This is a genomic window from Ancylobacter novellus DSM 506 (assembly GCF_000092925.1).
GTDB lineage: Bacteria > Pseudomonadota > Alphaproteobacteria > Rhizobiales > Xanthobacteraceae > Ancylobacter > Ancylobacter novellus.
In genome coordinates this window covers 159,208-175,408 of the sequence record NC_014217.1, presented here as the reverse complement: position 1 = coordinate 175,408, position 16,201 = coordinate 159,208, and the positions used below count along the sequence as shown (strand labels likewise).

General features: G+C 68.8%; 18 protein-coding genes and 1 pseudogene. 17 read left to right on the top strand and 2 right to left on the bottom strand.

Annotated features, from left to right (window positions below; genetic code table 11):
* Positions 1-226: 226 nt before the first annotated feature.
* The 10 genes from SNOV_RS00920 to SNOV_RS00875 all read left to right on the top strand — a co-directional run bounded on the left by SNOV_RS00920 (position 227) and on the right by SNOV_RS00875 (position 8,928).
* The gene (locus SNOV_RS00920) at positions 227-856 is read left to right on the top strand and encodes a DUF1989 domain-containing protein (RefSeq protein ID WP_013165022.1); all 630 of its coding nucleotides are present in this window, start codon (positions 227-229) and stop codon (positions 854-856) included.
* A complete protein-coding gene (locus tag SNOV_RS00915; protein ID WP_013165021.1) occupies positions 856-1,665 on the top strand; it encodes an amino acid ABC transporter ATP-binding protein in 810 nt (269 codons plus the stop codon). Before SNOV_RS00920 ends, SNOV_RS00915 begins: the two co-directional genes overlap by 1 nt.
* Positions 1,662-2,330, top strand: a complete 669-nt coding sequence (locus SNOV_RS00910; RefSeq protein WP_013165020.1) for an amino acid ABC transporter permease — start codon at positions 1,662-1,664, stop codon at positions 2,328-2,330. The genes SNOV_RS00915 and SNOV_RS00910 overlap by 4 nt, the downstream gene beginning before the upstream one ends.
* Before the next feature lie 12 nt (positions 2,331-2,342).
* Positions 2,343-3,287 (top strand): agmatinase, encoded by a 945-nt coding sequence (locus tag SNOV_RS00905; protein ID WP_013165019.1) that lies wholly within the window; start codon positions 2,343-2,345, stop codon positions 3,285-3,287.
* Positions 3,288-3,385: 98 nt separating this feature from the next.
* Positions 3,386-4,186 (top strand): transporter substrate-binding domain-containing protein, encoded by an 801-nt coding sequence (locus SNOV_RS00900; RefSeq protein ID WP_013165018.1) that lies wholly within the window; start codon positions 3,386-3,388, stop codon positions 4,184-4,186.
* A gap of 74 nt (positions 4,187-4,260) precedes the next feature.
* Positions 4,261-4,941, top strand: a complete 681-nt coding sequence (locus tag SNOV_RS00895) for a GntR family transcriptional regulator (protein ID WP_013165017.1) — start codon at positions 4,261-4,263, stop codon at positions 4,939-4,941.
* Positions 4,942-4,950: 9 nt separating this feature from the next.
* Positions 4,951-5,880 carry a dihydrodipicolinate synthase family protein gene (locus tag SNOV_RS00890; RefSeq protein ID WP_013165016.1) on the top strand — a complete coding sequence of 310 codons (930 nt, stop codon included), beginning with the start codon at positions 4,951-4,953 and terminating at the stop codon, positions 5,878-5,880.
* Between the two features lie 15 nt (positions 5,881-5,895).
* A complete protein-coding gene (locus SNOV_RS00885; RefSeq protein ID WP_013165015.1) occupies positions 5,896-6,675 on the top strand; it encodes an SDR family oxidoreductase in 780 nt (259 codons plus the stop codon).
* Between the two features lie 13 nt (positions 6,676-6,688).
* Complete coding sequence (locus SNOV_RS00880; RefSeq protein ID WP_013165014.1) at positions 6,689-7,678, top strand: hydroxyacid dehydrogenase; 990 nt, start codon at positions 6,689-6,691, stop codon at positions 7,676-7,678.
* A complete protein-coding gene (locus SNOV_RS00875) occupies positions 7,675-8,928 on the top strand; it encodes a Zn-dependent hydrolase (RefSeq protein ID WP_013165013.1) in 1,254 nt (417 codons plus the stop codon). The genes SNOV_RS00880 and SNOV_RS00875 overlap by 4 nt, the downstream gene beginning before the upstream one ends.
* Before the next feature lie 29 nt (positions 8,929-8,957).
* Here the strand turns inward: SNOV_RS00875 and SNOV_RS00870 are convergent, their stop codons facing one another.
* Positions 8,958-9,422 carry a GbsR/MarR family transcriptional regulator gene (locus SNOV_RS00870; RefSeq protein WP_013165012.1) on the bottom strand — a complete coding sequence of 155 codons (465 nt, stop codon included), beginning with the start codon at positions 9,420-9,422 and terminating at the stop codon, positions 8,958-8,960.
* 61 nt (positions 9,423-9,483) lie between these two features.
* On the opposite strand from SNOV_RS00870, the gene SNOV_RS00865 reads away from it, so the two are divergent.
* From SNOV_RS00865 to SNOV_RS00840, 6 genes are all read left to right on the top strand, one after another.
* Positions 9,484-9,912 carry a hypothetical protein gene (locus tag SNOV_RS00865; protein WP_013165011.1) on the top strand — a complete coding sequence of 143 codons (429 nt, stop codon included), beginning with the start codon at positions 9,484-9,486 and terminating at the stop codon, positions 9,910-9,912.
* A gap of 8 nt (positions 9,913-9,920) precedes the next feature.
* Positions 9,921-10,589, top strand: coding sequence for a methyltransferase family protein (locus SNOV_RS00860; RefSeq protein WP_013165010.1), 669 nt, complete (start codon positions 9,921-9,923; stop codon positions 10,587-10,589).
* Positions 10,590-10,833: 244 nt separating this feature from the next.
* A complete protein-coding gene (locus SNOV_RS00855; protein WP_013165009.1) occupies positions 10,834-11,394 on the top strand; it encodes a hypothetical protein in 561 nt (186 codons plus the stop codon).
* A 21-nt stretch (positions 11,395-11,415) separates the two neighbouring features.
* On the top strand, positions 11,416-12,018 hold the full coding sequence (locus tag SNOV_RS00850; protein ID WP_013165008.1) for a class I SAM-dependent methyltransferase: 603 nt from the start codon (positions 11,416-11,418) through the stop codon (positions 12,016-12,018).
* A 93-nt stretch (positions 12,019-12,111) separates the two neighbouring features.
* Positions 12,112-12,810 carry a response regulator gene (locus SNOV_RS00845; protein ID WP_013165007.1) on the top strand — a complete coding sequence of 233 codons (699 nt, stop codon included), beginning with the start codon at positions 12,112-12,114 and terminating at the stop codon, positions 12,808-12,810.
* Complete coding sequence (locus tag SNOV_RS00840; protein ID WP_013165006.1) at positions 12,807-14,252, top strand: ATP-binding protein; 1,446 nt, start codon at positions 12,807-12,809, stop codon at positions 14,250-14,252. Before SNOV_RS00845 ends, SNOV_RS00840 begins: the two co-directional genes overlap by 4 nt.
* Positions 14,253-14,335: 83 nt before the next feature.
* Here the strand turns inward: SNOV_RS00840 and SNOV_RS22785 are convergent.
* A pseudogene (locus SNOV_RS22785) lies at positions 14,336-14,908 on the bottom strand (GntR family transcriptional regulator); the annotation flags it as partial.
* Positions 14,909-15,197: 289 nt separating this feature from the next.
* Between SNOV_RS22785 and SNOV_RS00835 the strand changes: the two are divergent.
* Positions 15,198-16,010 carry an ABC transporter substrate-binding protein gene (locus SNOV_RS00835; protein ID WP_013165004.1) on the top strand — a complete coding sequence of 271 codons (813 nt, stop codon included), beginning with the start codon at positions 15,198-15,200 and terminating at the stop codon, positions 16,008-16,010.
* Positions 16,011-16,201 lie beyond the last annotated feature (191 nt).

Genomic DNA, 16,201 nt, shown 5'->3' with positions numbered 1-16,201 from the left:
GGCACCCCGCGCCAGCCCGAAGCCTTCGCTGCCGCCCTCACCTCGTCTCCCCGCCACTCGAGGGTTTCCGCCCAGGAATTGAGCAGAGGCTGAACAAAAATGCCACTTGAATTCCAAGGGTATACCAAGAAAGATCAGGCGATTACCGAAGAGATGGCGCAAGCGGGCCCAGTTTTCGGAGGGCAGCGGGCGCCGGGCGACCGATCCGCAGGGTTCGAGGAAAGCGATGGATTACCGTCTCGACGACAGCCTGGTCCTGCCCGCCGGCCGCGGCTGGGCGGTCAAGATGAAGGCGGGGCAGCGGCTCAAGCTGACCAATCCTCACGGCACCCAGGCGGTCGACTTCTGGGCCTTCGCCGAGCGCGACATCTACGAATTCACCTCGATGGACCATTTCCGCTCGTTCCATTCGACGATCCATGTGACGAAGGACACGCCGGTCGTCAGCACCAAGCGCCGGCCGCTGGCCTCGATCGTCGAGGACACCTCCTCGGGCAAGCACGACACGCTGCTTTGCCCCTGCAATGCCGCTCTCTACCGCCAGCTCGGCGCTGAGGGCCATCACCGCTCCTGCGCGGATAATCTGCACGAAGGGCTGGCCGAGCTCGGCATCAATCTGCCCTTCACCCCGGCCTCGGTGAACCTGTTCATGTGCGTCGCCGTGCGCGCCGACGGCTCGCTCGACCGGCTGCTGCCGGCCTCCGCGCCCGGCTCCTATGTCGTCATCGAGGCCGAGGATAACATCGTCATGGCCTTCTCCTGCTGCCCGCAGGACATCACCCCGATCAATGGCGAGGACCGCACGCCGCGCGACTGCCTGATCGACATCTATTCCCCCATCCGCGAGGCCGCCTGATGGACGGCGAGCCGCTGATCCGCATCCGCGATTTGCGCAAGAGCTTCGGCGCCCATGAGGTGCTGAAGGGCGTGTCCCTCGACGTGCATGCCGGCGAGGTGGTCTCGATCATCGGCGCCTCGGGCTCGGGCAAGAGCACCTTCCTGCGCTGCATCAACGTGCTGGAGAAGCCCACCGGCGGCACGATGGATTTCGGCGGCTTCCACTTCGACTACGAGCAGGGCGCCCGCCTCCAGCCGACCGCAGCGCAGCTGCGCGAATTGCGCGCCCGCATCGGCATGGTGTTCCAGAGCTACAATCTCTGGCCGCACATGACCGTGCTGGAGAACGTCATCGAGGCACCGATCCGGGTGAAGGGCGAGACGCCCGCCGAGGCGCGCGACAAGGCCGAGGCGCTGCTCGCCCGCATCGGCCTCGCTGAGAAGCGCCACGCCTATCCCTCCAAGCTCTCCGGCGGCCAGCAGCAACGCGTCGCCATCGTGCGCGCGCTCGCCATGCAACCCAAACTGATGCTGTTCGACGAGGTCACCTCGGCGCTCGATCCGGAGCTGGTCGGCGAGGTGCTCTCGCTGATGGCGAGCCTCGCTGCCGAGGGCATGACCATGCTGCTGGTCACCCACGAGATCGGCTTCGCCCGCGAGGTCTCCAACCGGGTGATCTTCTTCGACCAGGGCGTCATCGCCGAGGACGGGCACCCGCGCGAGGTGCTGCGCCAACCCAGGAGCGAGCGGCTGCAGCAGTTCCTGCGCCGCGTGCTGCACGAGGATGCCTATCACGCCGCGCCGCTCACCGAAGGGGCCGCATCATGATCGAGAAGATCGCCGTCTGGTGGGAAGGCTTCGCCCCCTATGTGCCCGGCTTCCTCGCCGCGAGCTGGCTGGTGCTGGTGCTCTCGCTGCTGGCCATATTGGTGAGCTGGGGCTGCGGGCTGATCGCCGCGCTCGGCAAGGTGTCGCGCTTCGCCGCGCTGCGCAAGGCGAGCGAATTCTACATCTGGTTCATCCGCGGCACGCCGACGTTGATCCAGATCTTCATCATCTATTTCGGCCTGCCGCAGCTGGGGCTTCGGCTCTCGCCCTTCGTCGCCGGCGTGGTCGCGCTCGGCTTCAATGGCGGCGCCTATGTCGCCGAGATCGTGCGCGCCGGCCTCTCCGCCATTCCCAAGGGGCAGACGGAATCGGCGCAGGCGCTCGGCATGGGTCGCTGGCAGATGATGACCCGCATCATCCTGCCGCAGGTCTTCCGCGTGATCCTTCCGCCCGTGACCAACGAGGCGATCACCATGGTGAAGAACACCTCGCTGCTCTCCACCATCACCGTGGTCGAGCTGACGCTCTACTCGCAGACCATCATCGCCACGACGTTCCGCCCCTTCGAATTCTACATCGCGACCGCGCTCATCTACCTGGTGATGACCTCGCTCATCTCGCAGGCGGCAGCGCATGCCGAGCGGCACTACGCCCGCTCGCTGTAAGAGGAAGACAAGATGAGCGTCCTGCCCATCGACTCGCTGGAAACCCCGCGTTTCTGCGGCGTGCCGACCTTCATGCGCCTGCCGCAGGCGACGACGCTGAAGGGCCTCGACGCGGCGATCATCGGCCTGCCCTCGGATTCCGGTGCGCCCTTCCGCACCGGCGCGCGCTTCGCGCCCAATGCCGTGCGCGCCATGTCGATCATGCTGCGGCCGATCAACCCGTACCGGAACATCAACGTCTTCGAGCGCCTCGCCTGCGCCGATGCCGGAGACGCGGCGGTCGTGCCCGGCTATGAGATCGAGTCGCTGGAGCGGCTGGAGCTGGCGGTGCGCGCCGTGGTCGATGCCGGCGTCACGCCCTTCGGCATCGGTGGCGATCATTCGGTGACGCTGGCGGGGCTGCGCGCGGTCGCCGCCAAGCACGGGCCGCTGGCGCTGATCCAGTTCGATTCCCACTCCGACACCTGGGACAAGTACTTCGCCGGGCAGCGCTACAGCGCCGGCACGCCGTTCCGCCGCGCGGTGGAGGAAGGCATCGTCGACCCCGCGCGCTCGATCCAAATCGGCCTGCGCGGTTCGCTGTTCAAGCCGGACGATGTCAGCCAGTCGGTCGAGCTCGGCTTCGAGGTCGTCACCACCGATGGCATGTTCGAGATGGGCATCCCGGCGCTCGCCGCCCGCATCGCGGAGCGCACCGGCAGCCACCCGGCCTACCTCACCTTCGACCTCGACTTCGTCGACCCGGCCTATGCGCCCGCGGTGGAGACGCCGGAGGCCGGCGGCCCCAGCGCGCGCGAGGCGCTGGACCTCCTGCGACGGATCGAAGGCGTCAACCTCGTCGGCGCCGACGTGGTCGAGCTCTGCCCGCCCTATGACGGCTCCAGCCAGATCTCGGCGCTGCTCGCCGCCACGGTCATGGCCGAGCTTCTGGCGCTCAAGGCGAGTACGGAATCCTGAAGGCGGCGCGGCGCGCACCTTTCAAGAGCGGACCGGAGCCGCCCCCCGGCGGCCCCGTTGAAGACCAAGGACCAGCAGACGACAGAGGGGATAAAACGATGCGTCTGAATCTTCTTCCCGTGCTTGCCGCCGCTCTCGTCGGCGGCCTCGTCACCGGCGGGCTCTCGGCCCCGGCGAACGCCCAGCAGCTCGAACTCGTCAAGCCCGGCGCGCTGCTCGTCGCCACCGAAGGCACCTACCCGCCCTTCTCCATGCGCACGCCGGATGGCCAGCTCGACGGGCTGGAAATCCGCGTCGCCAAGGAGATCGCGCGGCGGCTGAACCTCACCTATGAGCCGGTCGTCATCAAATGGGAGGCGCTGCTCGTCGGCCTCGCCGCCGACCAGTACGACTTCGCCTCCGCTGCCATGGATATTACCGCCGAGCGCCAGAAGCAGGTGATGTTCGCCGATGGCTGGCTGGAATCGGGCGGCCGCGTCGTCACCCAGAAGGGCTCGCCGATCAAAACGCCCGCCGACATCAAGGGCAAGACGGTCGGCGTGCTGGTCTCCTCCACCTGGCAGAAGCTGGCCGAGGAGCGCGGCGCGACGGTGAAGGCCTACAAGGCCGAATCCGATGCCATCCAGGATCTGGTGAACGGCCAGATCGACGCGGTGATCACCGATTCGATCGCCGCTGCCTACGCCATCGAGGCGTCCAAGCTGCCGCTGGTGATGGTCGACGACTATCTCAGCCACATCCAGAAGGGCTTCCCCTTCAAGAAGGGCAAGCCGAACCTGGTCAAGGCGGTGAACAAGGCGCTGGCGGACATGATCGCCGACGGCACCTATGCCAAGCTCACCACCCCCCTGATCGGCTACTCGCCCGCTCCCAAGGATCCGATCAAGACGATCTTCTGATCGTTCCGCCCGTCCGGCCGCGTACCCCGCGGCCGGACGCCATCTCGCTTTGAGCCCCGGCCGCAGAGTTTCGAATGTCCGTTCCCGTCCGACGCAAGGCTGTGGCCGACCCGCTCGAAGAGCGCGAGGAAAGCCTCAGCCAGATGGCCTACAACGCGCTGCTGGACCAGCTGATCAAGCGCGAGATTCCGGTCGGCTCGGTGCTGCAGGAACGCCGCCTCGCCGAGGCGCTCGCCATCTCCCGCACCCCGGTGCGCGACGCGCTCAACCGCTTGGAGAGCGAAGGCTTCATCACCCGCAAGCCCGGCGGCGTGCTGGTGGTGAAGGAGTTCTCCACTCGCGAGCTGATCGAGACGCTGCATGTGCGCCAGATCCTGGAGACCGAAGGCGCGCGCCTCGCCACCGGGCGCATTCCCGTCGCCGAGCTCGACGAGGTCGAGGCCGAGATCCGCGCTTTGCTCGCCGCTCCCGCGCCGAACGCCGAGAAGGATTGGGAGGTCGACTGCCGCTTCCACTCCATGATAGCCGCCCGCAGCGGCAATGCGGTGCTCGCAAAGCACATCCACGACCTGCGGCTGAAGACGCACATGTTCAACATGGACCGCGTGCCCGAGCGCTTCGAGATCGGCCATCGCGAACATCTTTCCATCATCGACGCGCTGCGCCGGGAGGACCGCGAGGCCGCCCGCGCCGGCCTCTACGCCCATATCGAGAACGTAAAGCTGAGCATCATCGAGAAGCTCCGCGCCATCTGAGGAACGACCATGGCTGAGAAGATCAACGAGACCACGCGCGGCGTGTACATCATCGCACCGACGCCCTTCACGCAGACGGGCGAGGTCGATTTCGCCAGCACGGATTCGCTGATCGATTTCTATTTCGAGACCGGCGTGACCGGCATGACCATCCTCGGCGTGCTCGGCGAAGCCTCCAAGCTCGCCCCGACGGAGTCGCGCGCCTTCCTCGAGCACGTGATGAAGCGTGTTGACGGCCGCAAGCCCGTCGTGGTCGGCGCCTCCAACCCCGGCACCGACAACCTCGTGCGCTTCGCCAGGCAGGCGATGGATCTCGGCGCCGCCGGCCTGATGATCGCGCCGCAGCCCTTCCTGAAGACCGACGACCAGGTCTTCGGCTACTGGGCGGAAGTGCTGACCCGCCTCGGGCCGGACATCCCGGTCTGCTACCAGGACTATCCGCAGACCAGCAACACGGTGAGCTCGGTCTCGGTTCTGCATCGCCTGATCGACGCCTTCCCGAACTTCGTGATGCTCAAGCATGAGGAAGGCTCCGGCCTGCCGAAGATCACCAAGATGCGCGAGCGCTCCGACAAGGGCGAGGGCCGGCGCGTCTCCATCCTCGTCGGCAATGGCGGGCTCTATCTGCCGCAGGAACTGCGCCGCGGCGTCGACGGCGCCATGACCGGCTTCGCTTATCCCGAGATGCTGGTCGGCGTGGTCGAGAAGTTCCATGCCGGCGACCTCGAGGGCGCTGAGGACCTGTTCGACACCTATTTGCCGATCCTGCGCCACGAGCAGCAGCTCGGCTTCGGCCTCGCCATCCGCAAGGAGGTGCTGAAGCGCCGCGGTATCATCGCCTGCTCGGACACCCGCCATCCCGGCCCGAAGCTCACCGCCCGCGACCATCAGGAACTGGGCGAGCTGATGAGCCGCCTCACCGCCAAGCTGCACGGCTGATCGGGAGACGCTGACATGGATCTCGGACTGAAGGGCCGCACCGCGCTGGTGCTCGGCGCCAATCGCGGCCTCGGCAACGCCATCGCCCGCACGCTCGCCAAGGAAGGCGCGGCGGTGATCCTCGCCGGCCGCAACGAGGCGGCGCTGGAGGAAGAAGCCGCCGCCATCCGTAAGGACGGCGGCGAGGCGCGCATCCAGAAGCTGGATCTGGGCGACCGCGCCTCGGTGCTGGCCGCGCTCGATGTGCTCGAAGGCGAGACGATCGACATCCTCGTCAACAATTCCGGCGGCCCGCCGCCCGGCCCGGTCGCGGCCGTGACGCCGGACGTATGGAGCGCGCAGTTCGAGACGATGGTGAGCGCCATCTTCCTCGTCACCTCGCGGCTGCTGCCGGGCATGCGGGCGAGGAAGTTCGGCCGCATCGTCAACATCGCCTCCTCCGGTGTCACCCAGCCGATCCCGAACCTCGGCATCTCCAACGCGCTGCGCGCCTCCATCATCGGCTGGGCCAAGACGCTGGCCGCGGAGGTGGCGGCGGACGGGGTGACGGTGAACTCGGTGCTTCCGGGGCGCATCCATACCCAGCGCACCGACCAGATCGACGCCGCCAACGCCGCCCGCAGCGGCCAGAGCGTCGACCAGGTGTCGGCCGCCTCGCGCGCGACCATTCCGATGGGGCGCTACGGCACGCCGCAGGAATTCGCCGACGTGGTGGCCTTCCTCGCCAGCGAGAGGGCCAGCTACGTCACCGGCTCGACGCTGCGCGTCGACGGCGGCGCCATCCGCAGCATTTAACGAAGGCTCTGTCGTGAGCTCGCTCTGCCTCATCCTCCAGCGCATCCACGACGCCGGCGTCGAGCATCTTCTCGCCGCCGGCCACGAGGTCCGCCTCGCTACCTCGCTGGAGCCTGGGGCGCTGCTCGCGGAGATCGCCCCCGCCCGCGCCGTGCTGACCCGCGATGCGCGCGTCGACGGGCCGCTGATGGACGCGGCACCCGATCTCAAGGTGATCGGCGTGCACGGTGCCGGCGTCGACAATGTCGACATCGCCGCCGCCACCGCGCGCGGCATCCCGGTGGTGAACACGCCCGGCGCCAATGCCCGCTCGGTGGCCGAGCACGCGCTGGCGCTGGCGTTCCATCTCGCCAAGGCGCTCGGCCCCGGCGAGCGTGCCGCCCGCGCCAGCGACGGCTCGTTCAAGTACCGCGCGCGGATGATCGAGCTCGACGGTGCCGTCTTCGGCCTCGTCGGCTTCGGCGCCATCGGCCGCGAGACCGGGCGCCTCGCCCGCGCGCTCGGCATGGAGGTGATCGTCTGGACCCGCCGCCCGGACGATCCCGCGGTCGCGGCGGCCGGCTTCACCCATGTCGCCGACCTGAACGAGCTGCTGGCACGGGCCGACATCGTCTCGTTGCACCTGCCGGGCGGGGCGCAGACGCGCCATCTGATCGGCGCACCTGAGCTCGCCCGCATGAAGGACACCGCCTACCTCATCAACACCGCGCGCGGCACGATCATCGACGAGGCGGCGCTCGTCGAGGCACTGCGCGAGGGTCGCATCGCCGGCGCCGGGCTCGACGTGTTCGAGACCGAGCCGATGCCGCCCTCGTCGCCGCTCATCGGCTTCGACAATGTGGTGCTCAGCCCGCATGTCGGCGGCTCGACGCAGGCCGCGCTGAGGCGCACGGCGGTCGCCCTCGCCGAGCAGGTGAACGACGTCCTTGCCGGCCGCCGCCCGGCCCATCTCGTCAATCCCGAGGTCTGGCCGATCGCGGCGATCGCGGAGGCCGGCGCATGAGCCCGCTCGCCAAGGCCATCGCCCTCACCGAGCAGCTCTTCGAGGAGCTGCGCGCCCACACCACCGACGAGCCAGGCATCACCCGCGCCGCCTATGGCGAGGGCGAGGAGTTCGCCCATGCGGTGGTCCGGCGCGTCGGCCGCGAACTCGGCCTAAACGAAGCCGTCGACGCCGCCGGCAATCTCTATCTGACGCTGGAGGGCGAGGATCCGACGCTGCCCAGCTGGATCATCGGCTCGCATATCGACAGCGTGCCGCATGGCGGCAATTACGACGGCGCCGCCGGTGTGTTCGCCGGGCTCGCCCTGGTGCATGCGCTGCGCACGGAAGGCCGGCGGCTCACGCGCAACCTCACCATCATGGTCATCCGCGCCGAGGAGAGCACCTGGTTCCCGGTCTCCTATCTCGGCAGCCGCGCCGCCTTCGGCCTCCTGCCGGCCGACGCGCTGGAGACGCGGCGCGCCGACACCGGCCTGACGCTGCGCGAGCACATGGCCGCCCTCGGCCTAAATCCCGACGCGGTGGCGCGCGGCGAAACGTATTTAGACCCCGCCAGCATCCACGGCTTCGTCGAGGTGCATATCGAGCAGGGGCCGGTGCTGGAGCGCGAGGATGCGCCCATCGGCCTCGTCACCGGTATTGCCGGCTCGTTCCGCTACCGCAAGGGCCGCGTGCTCGGCCAGTACGGCCATTCCGGCGCCGTGCCGCGCGCCTATAGGCAGGACGCGGTGATCGGCTTCGCCGATCTCGTCGCCGCGCTGGAGACCACATGGGACGGGCTGGAGCGCGACGGGGAACGCGCCACCATCACCTTCGGCGAGGTCGGCACCGACCCGACCCAGCATGCCTTCTCCAAGGTGCCGGGCGAGGTCGGCTTCTGCTTGGACGTGCGCAGCGAGAGCCCAATGGTGCTGGAGCGCATCCATGCCGAGCTTTTCGCCCATGCCGCCATCATCGAGCAGCGGCGCGGCGTGCGCTTCGACTTCGGCGAGCAGTCCGGCAGCACGCCCGCCGTGCTCGATGCCGGCCAGCGTGCCGGGCTGAAGGCGGCGGCGGCCTGCGAGGGCATCCGCGCCATCGAGATGCCGAGCGGCGCCGGCCACGACACCGCAACCTTCGCCGGGCGCGGCGTGCCGGCGAGCCTCATCTTCGTGCGCAACCAGAACGGCAGCCACAACCCGTTTGAAGCCATGCGGATCGAGGACTTCGCCTGCGCGGTGCGGACGCTGCTGTCGTTCCTGAAGGTCTAGCCGGAGACAGGCGGGCGGAGCCTCGCCGGCTACTCCTTCGCCCGCAGGCGGGCCAGCGTCGCCTCCATGCCCTGGCGTATCGCCGCATAGAAATCGGCCATCTCGGTGAGGCGATCGCGCGCGCCTTCTGACCGGACACCGCGCGCACCGGAGCGCATCAGCGCGGCCAGCGCGTCGAGGAGGCGGTTCTGCTCGGCCAGCATGGCCGCGTAATTGTCGGACACGCCGTAGAGCGCCCGCTTGCTGCCGCGCACGCCGTGGCGATGTGCCAACGTGTATTTCTCCAGCAGCCGGGCGGCGACGCTGGCGCTGCTCTTGCTGATCTCCAGCCCCTCGGCGATGGCATCGAGGCTCACCGGCTTTGCATGGATGAGCAGGAAGCCGTAGAGCCGCGCCGCCGTTTGCGGCACCCCCCAGGGCACCAGCAGCCGTGCCGTATCCTCGATGAAGCGGCGCTCGGCGGTCGTCGGCTCGTGATTTGCTTTATTCTGCATATCTCGAATATACTGCCTTTCATAAACACGTCCATGGAAACGTGTTCATGGAGGACAGTCCATGTCCACCACGTCGTCCGACACAGCCGCGGCGCGCACCCGCGCCTTCTCCCGCGTGATCGGCCCCTGGCTCGTCATCATTCCCGGCCTCGTCATGCTGCGCGAGCCGGAGATGGGCACCATCGCCGCCGCCTTCTTCGCCAATCCTGCGCTGGTCTGGCTCGCCGGCGGCCTGATGCTGTTCGGCGGCTTGCTGATCATCGCCTTCCATCCCTATTGGTCGGGCCTCGCCGCCGTCATCATCTCGGCCCTCGGCTGGCTGCTGGTGCTGCGCGCCGTCGCGGTGCTCGCCGCGCCCACCCTGTTCGAGCAGGCGGCCATGGCCTCGGCCGGCGCGGCCATGACCGTGCGGCTGATCTTCGGCCTGCTGGTCGTGGCCGGGCTCTACCTCACCTATGTCGGCTGGCTCGCCCGGCCCGTGACCGATTGAGGCGCCTCATGGTCTCCTATCTCCTCCAGTGCATGGCCTGGACCGTCTTCATGGCAGCGCTGGTGCTGCTGCCGGCGGGAACGCTCGACTATCCCGGCGGCTGGGCCTTCATCGTGCTGTTCGCGGTCGGCGGCCTCGCCATGGTGCTGTGGTTGGGAAAATACAGCCCCTCGCTGCTGCGCGAACGCATGTCCGCGCCCTGGCAGCGCGAACAGAAGGGGTGGGACAAGGTCTGGCTCACCGCCTTCATGCTCGCCTTCCTGGCCTGGCTGGTCTTCATGGCCTGGGATGCCGGCCGTACCCGCTTCATCGCCATGCCGGCCTGGCTGCAGGTGGTCGGATTCCTGATCGCGCTCGCCTACATGGCCGGCGTCTGGTGGACCTTTCGCGAGAACGCCTTCGCCGCGCCGGTGGTGAAGATCCAGGAGGGCCAGAAGGTCATCGACACCGGCCCCTACGCCTATGTCCGCCACCCCATGTATACCAGCGCGCTCTTGTTCTTCATCAGCCTGCCGCTGATCCTCGGCTCCTGGTGGGGCCTGCTGCTCGCCGTGCCGTTCGTCCTCGGCGTCGCCTGGCGCGCGGTGCATGAGGAGGAGGCGCTGCGCGTCGGCCTGCCTGGCTACGACGCCTATGCCGCGCGGGTGCGCTACCGTTTCGTGCCGATGGTCTGGTAGCGGCAGGAGCCCGGCCGACGAAACGTCACGCTCGGCTGGGGGGCGGAAGCCGCGCCGCCCGCCGACCGGGCCGCCGGCACTCTGCGCGACCAAGATTTCCTGCGCACGTCGAAATGTTTCCGTTCATTTCTCCGCCTGTCGCAGGTCGCGCGACAGGTGGAAACATGCCGGACATATTCGGACCAATGGCGGACAACGACGGATGGGAAATCTCCAGCAATCGATGCGACGGAGGTAACCCGACGTGAGAATTACCCCTGCCCTGATCGCGGCCGCGCTGTTCGGCGTGCTTGCGGCCACAGCGGTGCCCGCTGCCGAATCCGGCAAGCCCGAGAACCATCGTGCCGGCGAGGCGCGCAAGGACGACCGGCCGCGCGAGCCGGCCGAGACCAAGCTCGCGATCTGCCTGGCCCCGCGCCTGCCCGGCCCGCTGGAGCTGGCGAGCCGGCTCGACGCCTACGAGACCTTCGTCGGCATCCGCCCGGCCCAGATCGACGCCTGGCGCGACTACACCGACGCGCTGCAGGCAATGACGGTCGGGGCCGAGGCCGAACGGCGCGAGCTACCTGCCACCGGCCTCACCGACGGCGACGCGCTCAGCCAGTCGGCCACGCTGGCCGGCGCGGTGATCGCCACGGGCGAGCGTGCCACGCGCTTGCTCGCCAGCGTCGATGCGCTGCGCGCGGTGCTGTCCGAGGCGCAGAAAGCCCGCCTCGACGAGGCCGGCCCGCTGTTCCCGCCCAAATGCGCCGGCACTCTCGCCGAGGCCGGCACGCCGGCCGACGCCGCCGCGGCGCCGCACTGATCAAAGATGAGCCGAGCCGCCATGAGCCGAACCGCCACTAGCTTCGTCGACCAGATATCCTTCCTCGCCAACTGGGCGGGCGATCCGCTGCGGGTTGGCGCCATCGCCCCTTCCGGCCGCAGCCTGGCCGACATCATCACCCGCGGCATCTCTCCCGCCGATGCGCCGGTGATCGAGCTCGGCGCCGGCACCGGCGCCTTCACCCGGGCGCTGATCGCCCGCGGCGTGCCGGAGGACCGGCTGGTACTGATCGAGCTCGGCGCGGATTTCGCGCGCATGCTCAAGCGCCGCCACCCGGAGGCAAGCGTGCTGCAGATCAACGCCGCCGAACTCGCCAATATGGAGCTGTTCGGCTCCGAGAGGGCCGGCGCCGTGGTCAGCGGCCTGCCGCTGCTCTCCTTCCCGCAGATCGCCGTGGTGCGCATCCTCAAGGGCGCCTTCGCCCATCTGCGCGAGGAGGGCGGCTTCTACCAATTCACCTACGGCCCGGTCTGCCCGGTGCCGCGCCCGATATTGGAACGCTTCGGGCTGCGGGCAACGAAGGTCGGGCGCACGCTCGCCAACCTGCCGCCGGCCACCGTCTACCGCATCTCGCGCCGCCCGGGCGAGGCGCTGCGGTTCTGACGAACGCCAAGGAAACCGCCAGAAATCCGCCGGAAACAAATGGCCGATTGACTGCCGGCCCTCGACGGAGGGATTGGCAGCCAAGGGACAGCGATGGCGACGCCCACCATACTGGTCGTCGACGACGACGCCGGCATACGCAGCCTGGTCAGCGAGAGCCTGAGCCTGCACGGCTTCTCGGTGCTGGAGGCGCGCGACACCCGCGCCATGGACCGGGCGCTCGCCGCCAACGCGATCGACCTCATCATCCTCGACGTGCTGATGCCCGGCGAAGACGGCATCTCCGCCTGCCGGCGCCTCGCCGGACGCGCCGGTCCGCCGGTAGTGATGCTGAGCGCCATGGACCAGCCGACCGACCGCGTGGTCGGGCTGGAACTCGGCGCCGACTACTATCTCGGCAAGCCCTGCGACCCGCGCGAGCTGCTCGCCGTGGTGCGGGCGACGCTGCGCCGGCGCGGCGCCGACGAGGACACCGACAGCCGCGCCCGCTACCGCTTCCTCGGCTGGACCGTCGATTTCGCCGCCTATGAGCTGCGCGACGGCGCCGGCGCACTGGTGCACCTCACCGACGGCGAGTTCGCCGTGCTGCGCAGCTTCGTGCAGCGCCCCCGCCGCGTGCTCACCCGCGACCAGCTGCTTGAAGCCGCGCGCGGGCCGGATTCGGAGGCGCTCGACCGCGCCGTCGACGTGCAGGTCAGCCGACTGCGACGCAAGCTTCGCGCCGACAGCGACCTCATCCGCACCATCCGCAACGAGGGCTACATGTTCGTGCCGGCGGTGCAGAAGCTATGATGGGCGCGCGCTTCCCCGTCCTGCGCCGGGCGCCGCTCGCCGCCCGGATGAGCATTCTGCTCATCATCGTCGTCGCCGCCGTGCAGCTCATCAACCTCGCGCTGGTGGTGCTGGTGCCGCCGCCGTCGGAGGAGACCTATTCCGCCGCCCAGTTCGCCGCCGCGCTCAAGGGCGAGGATGCCGGCACCGATTTCAGCCTGCGCCGCTTCCAGGACAGCGAGATGCGCCCGCAGCATCCGGCGCTGGTGCCCATCCGCGACCAGCTCGCGACCTATTTCGGCGTGCCGCCGGAGCAGGTGCGCGTCGAGGTAGCCGGCGCGGCGCCGGATACGCCGCGCCAGGACAAGGGGCTGCTCGACGGCAGCGTGATCTTGAAGTTCGCCAGCCTCGAAGCCTCGAGCTTCGACGGGCAGAAGGCGCTGTTCCAGGGCCTGTTCAAGGTCGGGCTGCGCCAGGGCGACGGTTCCTGGCTGGTCGCCCGCCCGACCGGCGCGCTGCACGCGCTGTGGAAGCAGCGGGCGCTGCTTTGGCTGCTCAGCACCATCGTCGTCGCCATCCCCTGCGCCTATCTCGTGGCCCACAAGCTGGCCGAACCGATCCGCCGCTTCGGCGCCGCCGCCGAGGAGCTCGGCCGCAATCCCGGAGCGCCGCCCATCGACACCAGCGGCCCGAAGGAGATCGCCGCCGCGGCCAGCGCCTTCAACGACATGCAGCGCCGTCTCAACCGCTATGTCGACGACCGGGTGATGATGATGGGCGCCATCGCCCACGACCTGCGCACGCCGCTGATGCGCCTCGCCTTCCGGCTGGAGGAGGCCCCGCCCACCCTCGCCGGCAAGGCGCGCGAGGACATAGACGAGATGAAGGCGATGCTCGCCGCCGTGCTCTCCTATGTGCGCAGCGTGCAGAGCGAGCGGCCGCGCGAGCGCCACGACCTGCGCTCGCTGGTGCTCAGCATCGCCGACGAGCTGGCCGATCTCGGCCATGACGTCAGCGTCGAGGACGGCGATGACGTCGTGGTCACCGGCGACGGGCTCGGGCTGAAGAGCCTGTTCGCCAATGTCATCGGCAACGCCGCCAAATATGGCGGCAGTGCCCGCGTGCGGCTGGCGGCCGAGGACGGCCATGTCACCATCATCGTGGACGATGACGGCCCCGGCCTGCCGTCGGACGAGCTGGAGCGCGTGTTCGAGCCGTTCTACCGCCACGAGACCTCGCGCAACCGGGCGACCGGCGGCGTCGGCCTGGGCCTTGCCACCGCCCGTTCTGTGGCGATCGCCCATGGCGGCTCGATCCGGCTGGACAACCGGGCCCATGGGGGCTTGCGCGCGACCGTGGTGCTGCCGCTGGTGCCGGCCGCCGAGCCCGCACCGGCCGAGGCCTGCGGCTGCTCGATCTCCTCGCTCCTGCCGCGTCCGGGACGCGAGCCGCACACGGCGTGAGGCTCAGCCCCCGCCGCCTCCTTCGCCCGCGTGCGCTCAAGGAAGCCGATCAGCGAGACACTGGCGCCGAGAATGTGCTCGCGGGTGAGCCGGGCGGCCTCGTCGGCGTCGCGGGCGATGCAGGCTTCCAATATGCCCTGGTGCTCGCGGCGCGCGCGCGCCATGCCGTCGGTCAGCACGAGCTGGGCACGCAGGTAGCGGTCGACGCGGTCCAGCGCGGCGCTGATGGTCTGCAGGTAGTAGGGCCGCGCGGCCGGCTCGTAGAGCGAATAGTGGAAGCTGCGGTTGAGCTCGCCCCAGTGCGAGGAATCCGGCTCCGTGGAGAATGCATCGGCGAAGCGCTTGGCGTTCTCGAGCCCCTCGTCCGAGATGCGCTCCACCGAATAGCGCAGGATTTCCGGCTCCAGCAGGGCGCGGAATTCGAAGATCTCGCGGATCTCGTCGGTCGAGAGCGTGGTGACCACGGCGCCGCGGTAGCGCTGCGTCGACACCAGGCCCTGCTCCTCGAGACGCGTCAGCGCCTCGCGCACCGGGATGCGGCTGACGTTGAACAGGCGGGCGATGTGGTCCTGCCGAAGGGTCTGGCCTTCGGCAATGTCGCCCTTGGCGATGGCCTCGCGCAGCGCGTCGAAAATGACGTCCGACGCGGATGCCATCTGCGCGATGTCCGTTGCCTTAACCTTCACCTCGTCTCCCCTCCCGGCTTTGCGGCCGACCGGCTTAAGTCGCCGATTCGTTGCCGGCAAGTCCTTTGCGCAGCTTGCGGTTTCGGCGGCCGGCGCGCCAGAGGCGCCACCGCCCAATAAAATCGCATGGATGCTGCAAAAAGGATATTGAAACTTGGATCCAAAAATCGGAAGCTCCTAGCCGTCGCCGGACGACGCCCCTCTCCCAGCGGTGCCGCCGGCCACTAACAGCAAACATGACCTTCAGAGGAGAGCCGTTATGGCTAAGGGAATCGGCATTCTCGCCGCGGCGGCGCTGACGCTCGCCGCTGCCATGCCCGCGCAGGCTGACAAGCTCGACGACATCATCGCCTCCGGCACGCTGCGCTGCGCCGTGGTGCTGGACTTCCCGCCCATGGGATCGCGCGACGCCAGCAACAACCCGATCGGCTTCGACGTCGACTACTGCAACGACCTCGCCAAGGTGCTGGGCGTGAAGGCGGAGATCGTCGAGACCCCGTTCCCCGACCGCATCCCGGCCCTCGTCTCCGGCCGCGTCGACGTCGGCGTCGCCTCGACCTCCGACACGCTGGAGCGCGCCAAGACCGCCGGCTTCACCATCCCCTACTTCGCCTTCAAGATGGTGGTGCTGACCAAGGACGGGCTCGGCATCAAGGATTATGACAGCCTGAAGGGCAAGAAGACCGGCTCGGTCTCCGGCACCTTCGAGGCGCTGGCGCTGGAGAAGGACGTGAAGGCCTGGGGCACCGGCTCCTTCCGCGGCTACCAGACCCAGGCCGACGTGTTCCTGGCGCTGGCCCAGGGCCAGATCGAAGCCACCGTCGTCACCTCCACCGTCGCCGCGGCGATCGTGAAGGAAGGCAAGTACAAGGGCCTGATGATGGGCGGCGACGCCCCCTACGACATCGACTACGTCGCGCTGATCGCGCTGCGCAACGAGCAGGGGCTGATCAACTACCTCAACCTGTTCATCAACCAGCAGGTCCGCACCGGCCGCTACAAGGCGCTCTACGAGAAGTGGGTCGGCCTCGGCGAGGCGCCGAACCTCACCGTGCCCGGCGTCTATCGCTGAGCGACGCGACCGGATGAAGCGAGAGGCGGTTCGGGTGCAGCCCAGACCGCCTCCCCCACCGGAACGCCCTCATCCTGAGGTGCGAGCACAGCGAGCCTCGAAGGATGCTCGCTACAGCGCACCCGGATGAGCATCCTTCGAGGCCCGGCCCATGGCCGGGCACCTCAGGATGAGGTTCCTCAGAGTGGGGA

Bases quoted from the DNA above. Each gene is read 5' to 3' on its own strand.
- SNOV_RS00840 (WP_013165006.1), top strand. From the start codon at position 12,807: ATGATGGGCGCGCGCTTCCCCGTCCTGCGCCGGGCGCCGCTCGCCGCC.
- SNOV_RS00900 (WP_013165018.1), top strand. From the start codon at position 3,386: ATGCGTCTGAATCTTCTTCCCGTGCTTGCCGCCGCTCTCGTCGGCGGC.
- SNOV_RS00890 (WP_013165016.1), top strand. From the start codon at position 4,951: ATGGCTGAGAAGATCAACGAGACCACGCGCGGCGTGTACATCATCGCA.
- SNOV_RS00845 (WP_013165007.1), top strand. From the start codon at position 12,112: ATGGCGACGCCCACCATACTGGTCGTCGACGACGACGCCGGCATACGC.
- SNOV_RS00905 (WP_013165019.1), top strand. From the start codon at position 2,343: ATGAGCGTCCTGCCCATCGACTCGCTGGAAACCCCGCGTTTCTGCGGC.
- SNOV_RS00885 (WP_013165015.1), top strand. From the start codon at position 5,896: ATGGATCTCGGACTGAAGGGCCGCACCGCGCTGGTGCTCGGCGCCAAT.
- SNOV_RS00865 (WP_013165011.1), top strand. From the start codon at position 9,484: ATGTCCACCACGTCGTCCGACACAGCCGCGGCGCGCACCCGCGCCTTC.
- SNOV_RS00875 (WP_013165013.1), top strand. From the start codon at position 7,675: ATGAGCCCGCTCGCCAAGGCCATCGCCCTCACCGAGCAGCTCTTCGAG.
- SNOV_RS00850 (WP_013165008.1), top strand. From the start codon at position 11,416: ATGAGCCGAACCGCCACTAGCTTCGTCGACCAGATATCCTTCCTCGCC.
- SNOV_RS00895 (WP_013165017.1), top strand. From the start codon at position 4,261: ATGTCCGTTCCCGTCCGACGCAAGGCTGTGGCCGACCCGCTCGAAGAG.
- SNOV_RS00835 (WP_013165004.1), top strand. From the start codon at position 15,198: ATGGCTAAGGGAATCGGCATTCTCGCCGCGGCGGCGCTGACGCTCGCC.
- SNOV_RS00915 (WP_013165021.1), top strand. From the start codon at position 856: ATGGACGGCGAGCCGCTGATCCGCATCCGCGATTTGCGCAAGAGCTTC.
- SNOV_RS00860 (WP_013165010.1), top strand. From the start codon at position 9,921: ATGGTCTCCTATCTCCTCCAGTGCATGGCCTGGACCGTCTTCATGGCA.
- SNOV_RS00870 (WP_013165012.1), bottom strand. From the start codon at position 9,422: ATGCAGAATAAAGCAAATCACGAGCCGACGACCGCCGAGCGCCGCTTC.
- SNOV_RS00910 (WP_013165020.1), top strand. From the start codon at position 1,662: ATGATCGAGAAGATCGCCGTCTGGTGGGAAGGCTTCGCCCCCTATGTG.
- SNOV_RS00920 (WP_013165022.1), top strand. From the start codon at position 227: ATGGATTACCGTCTCGACGACAGCCTGGTCCTGCCCGCCGGCCGCGGC.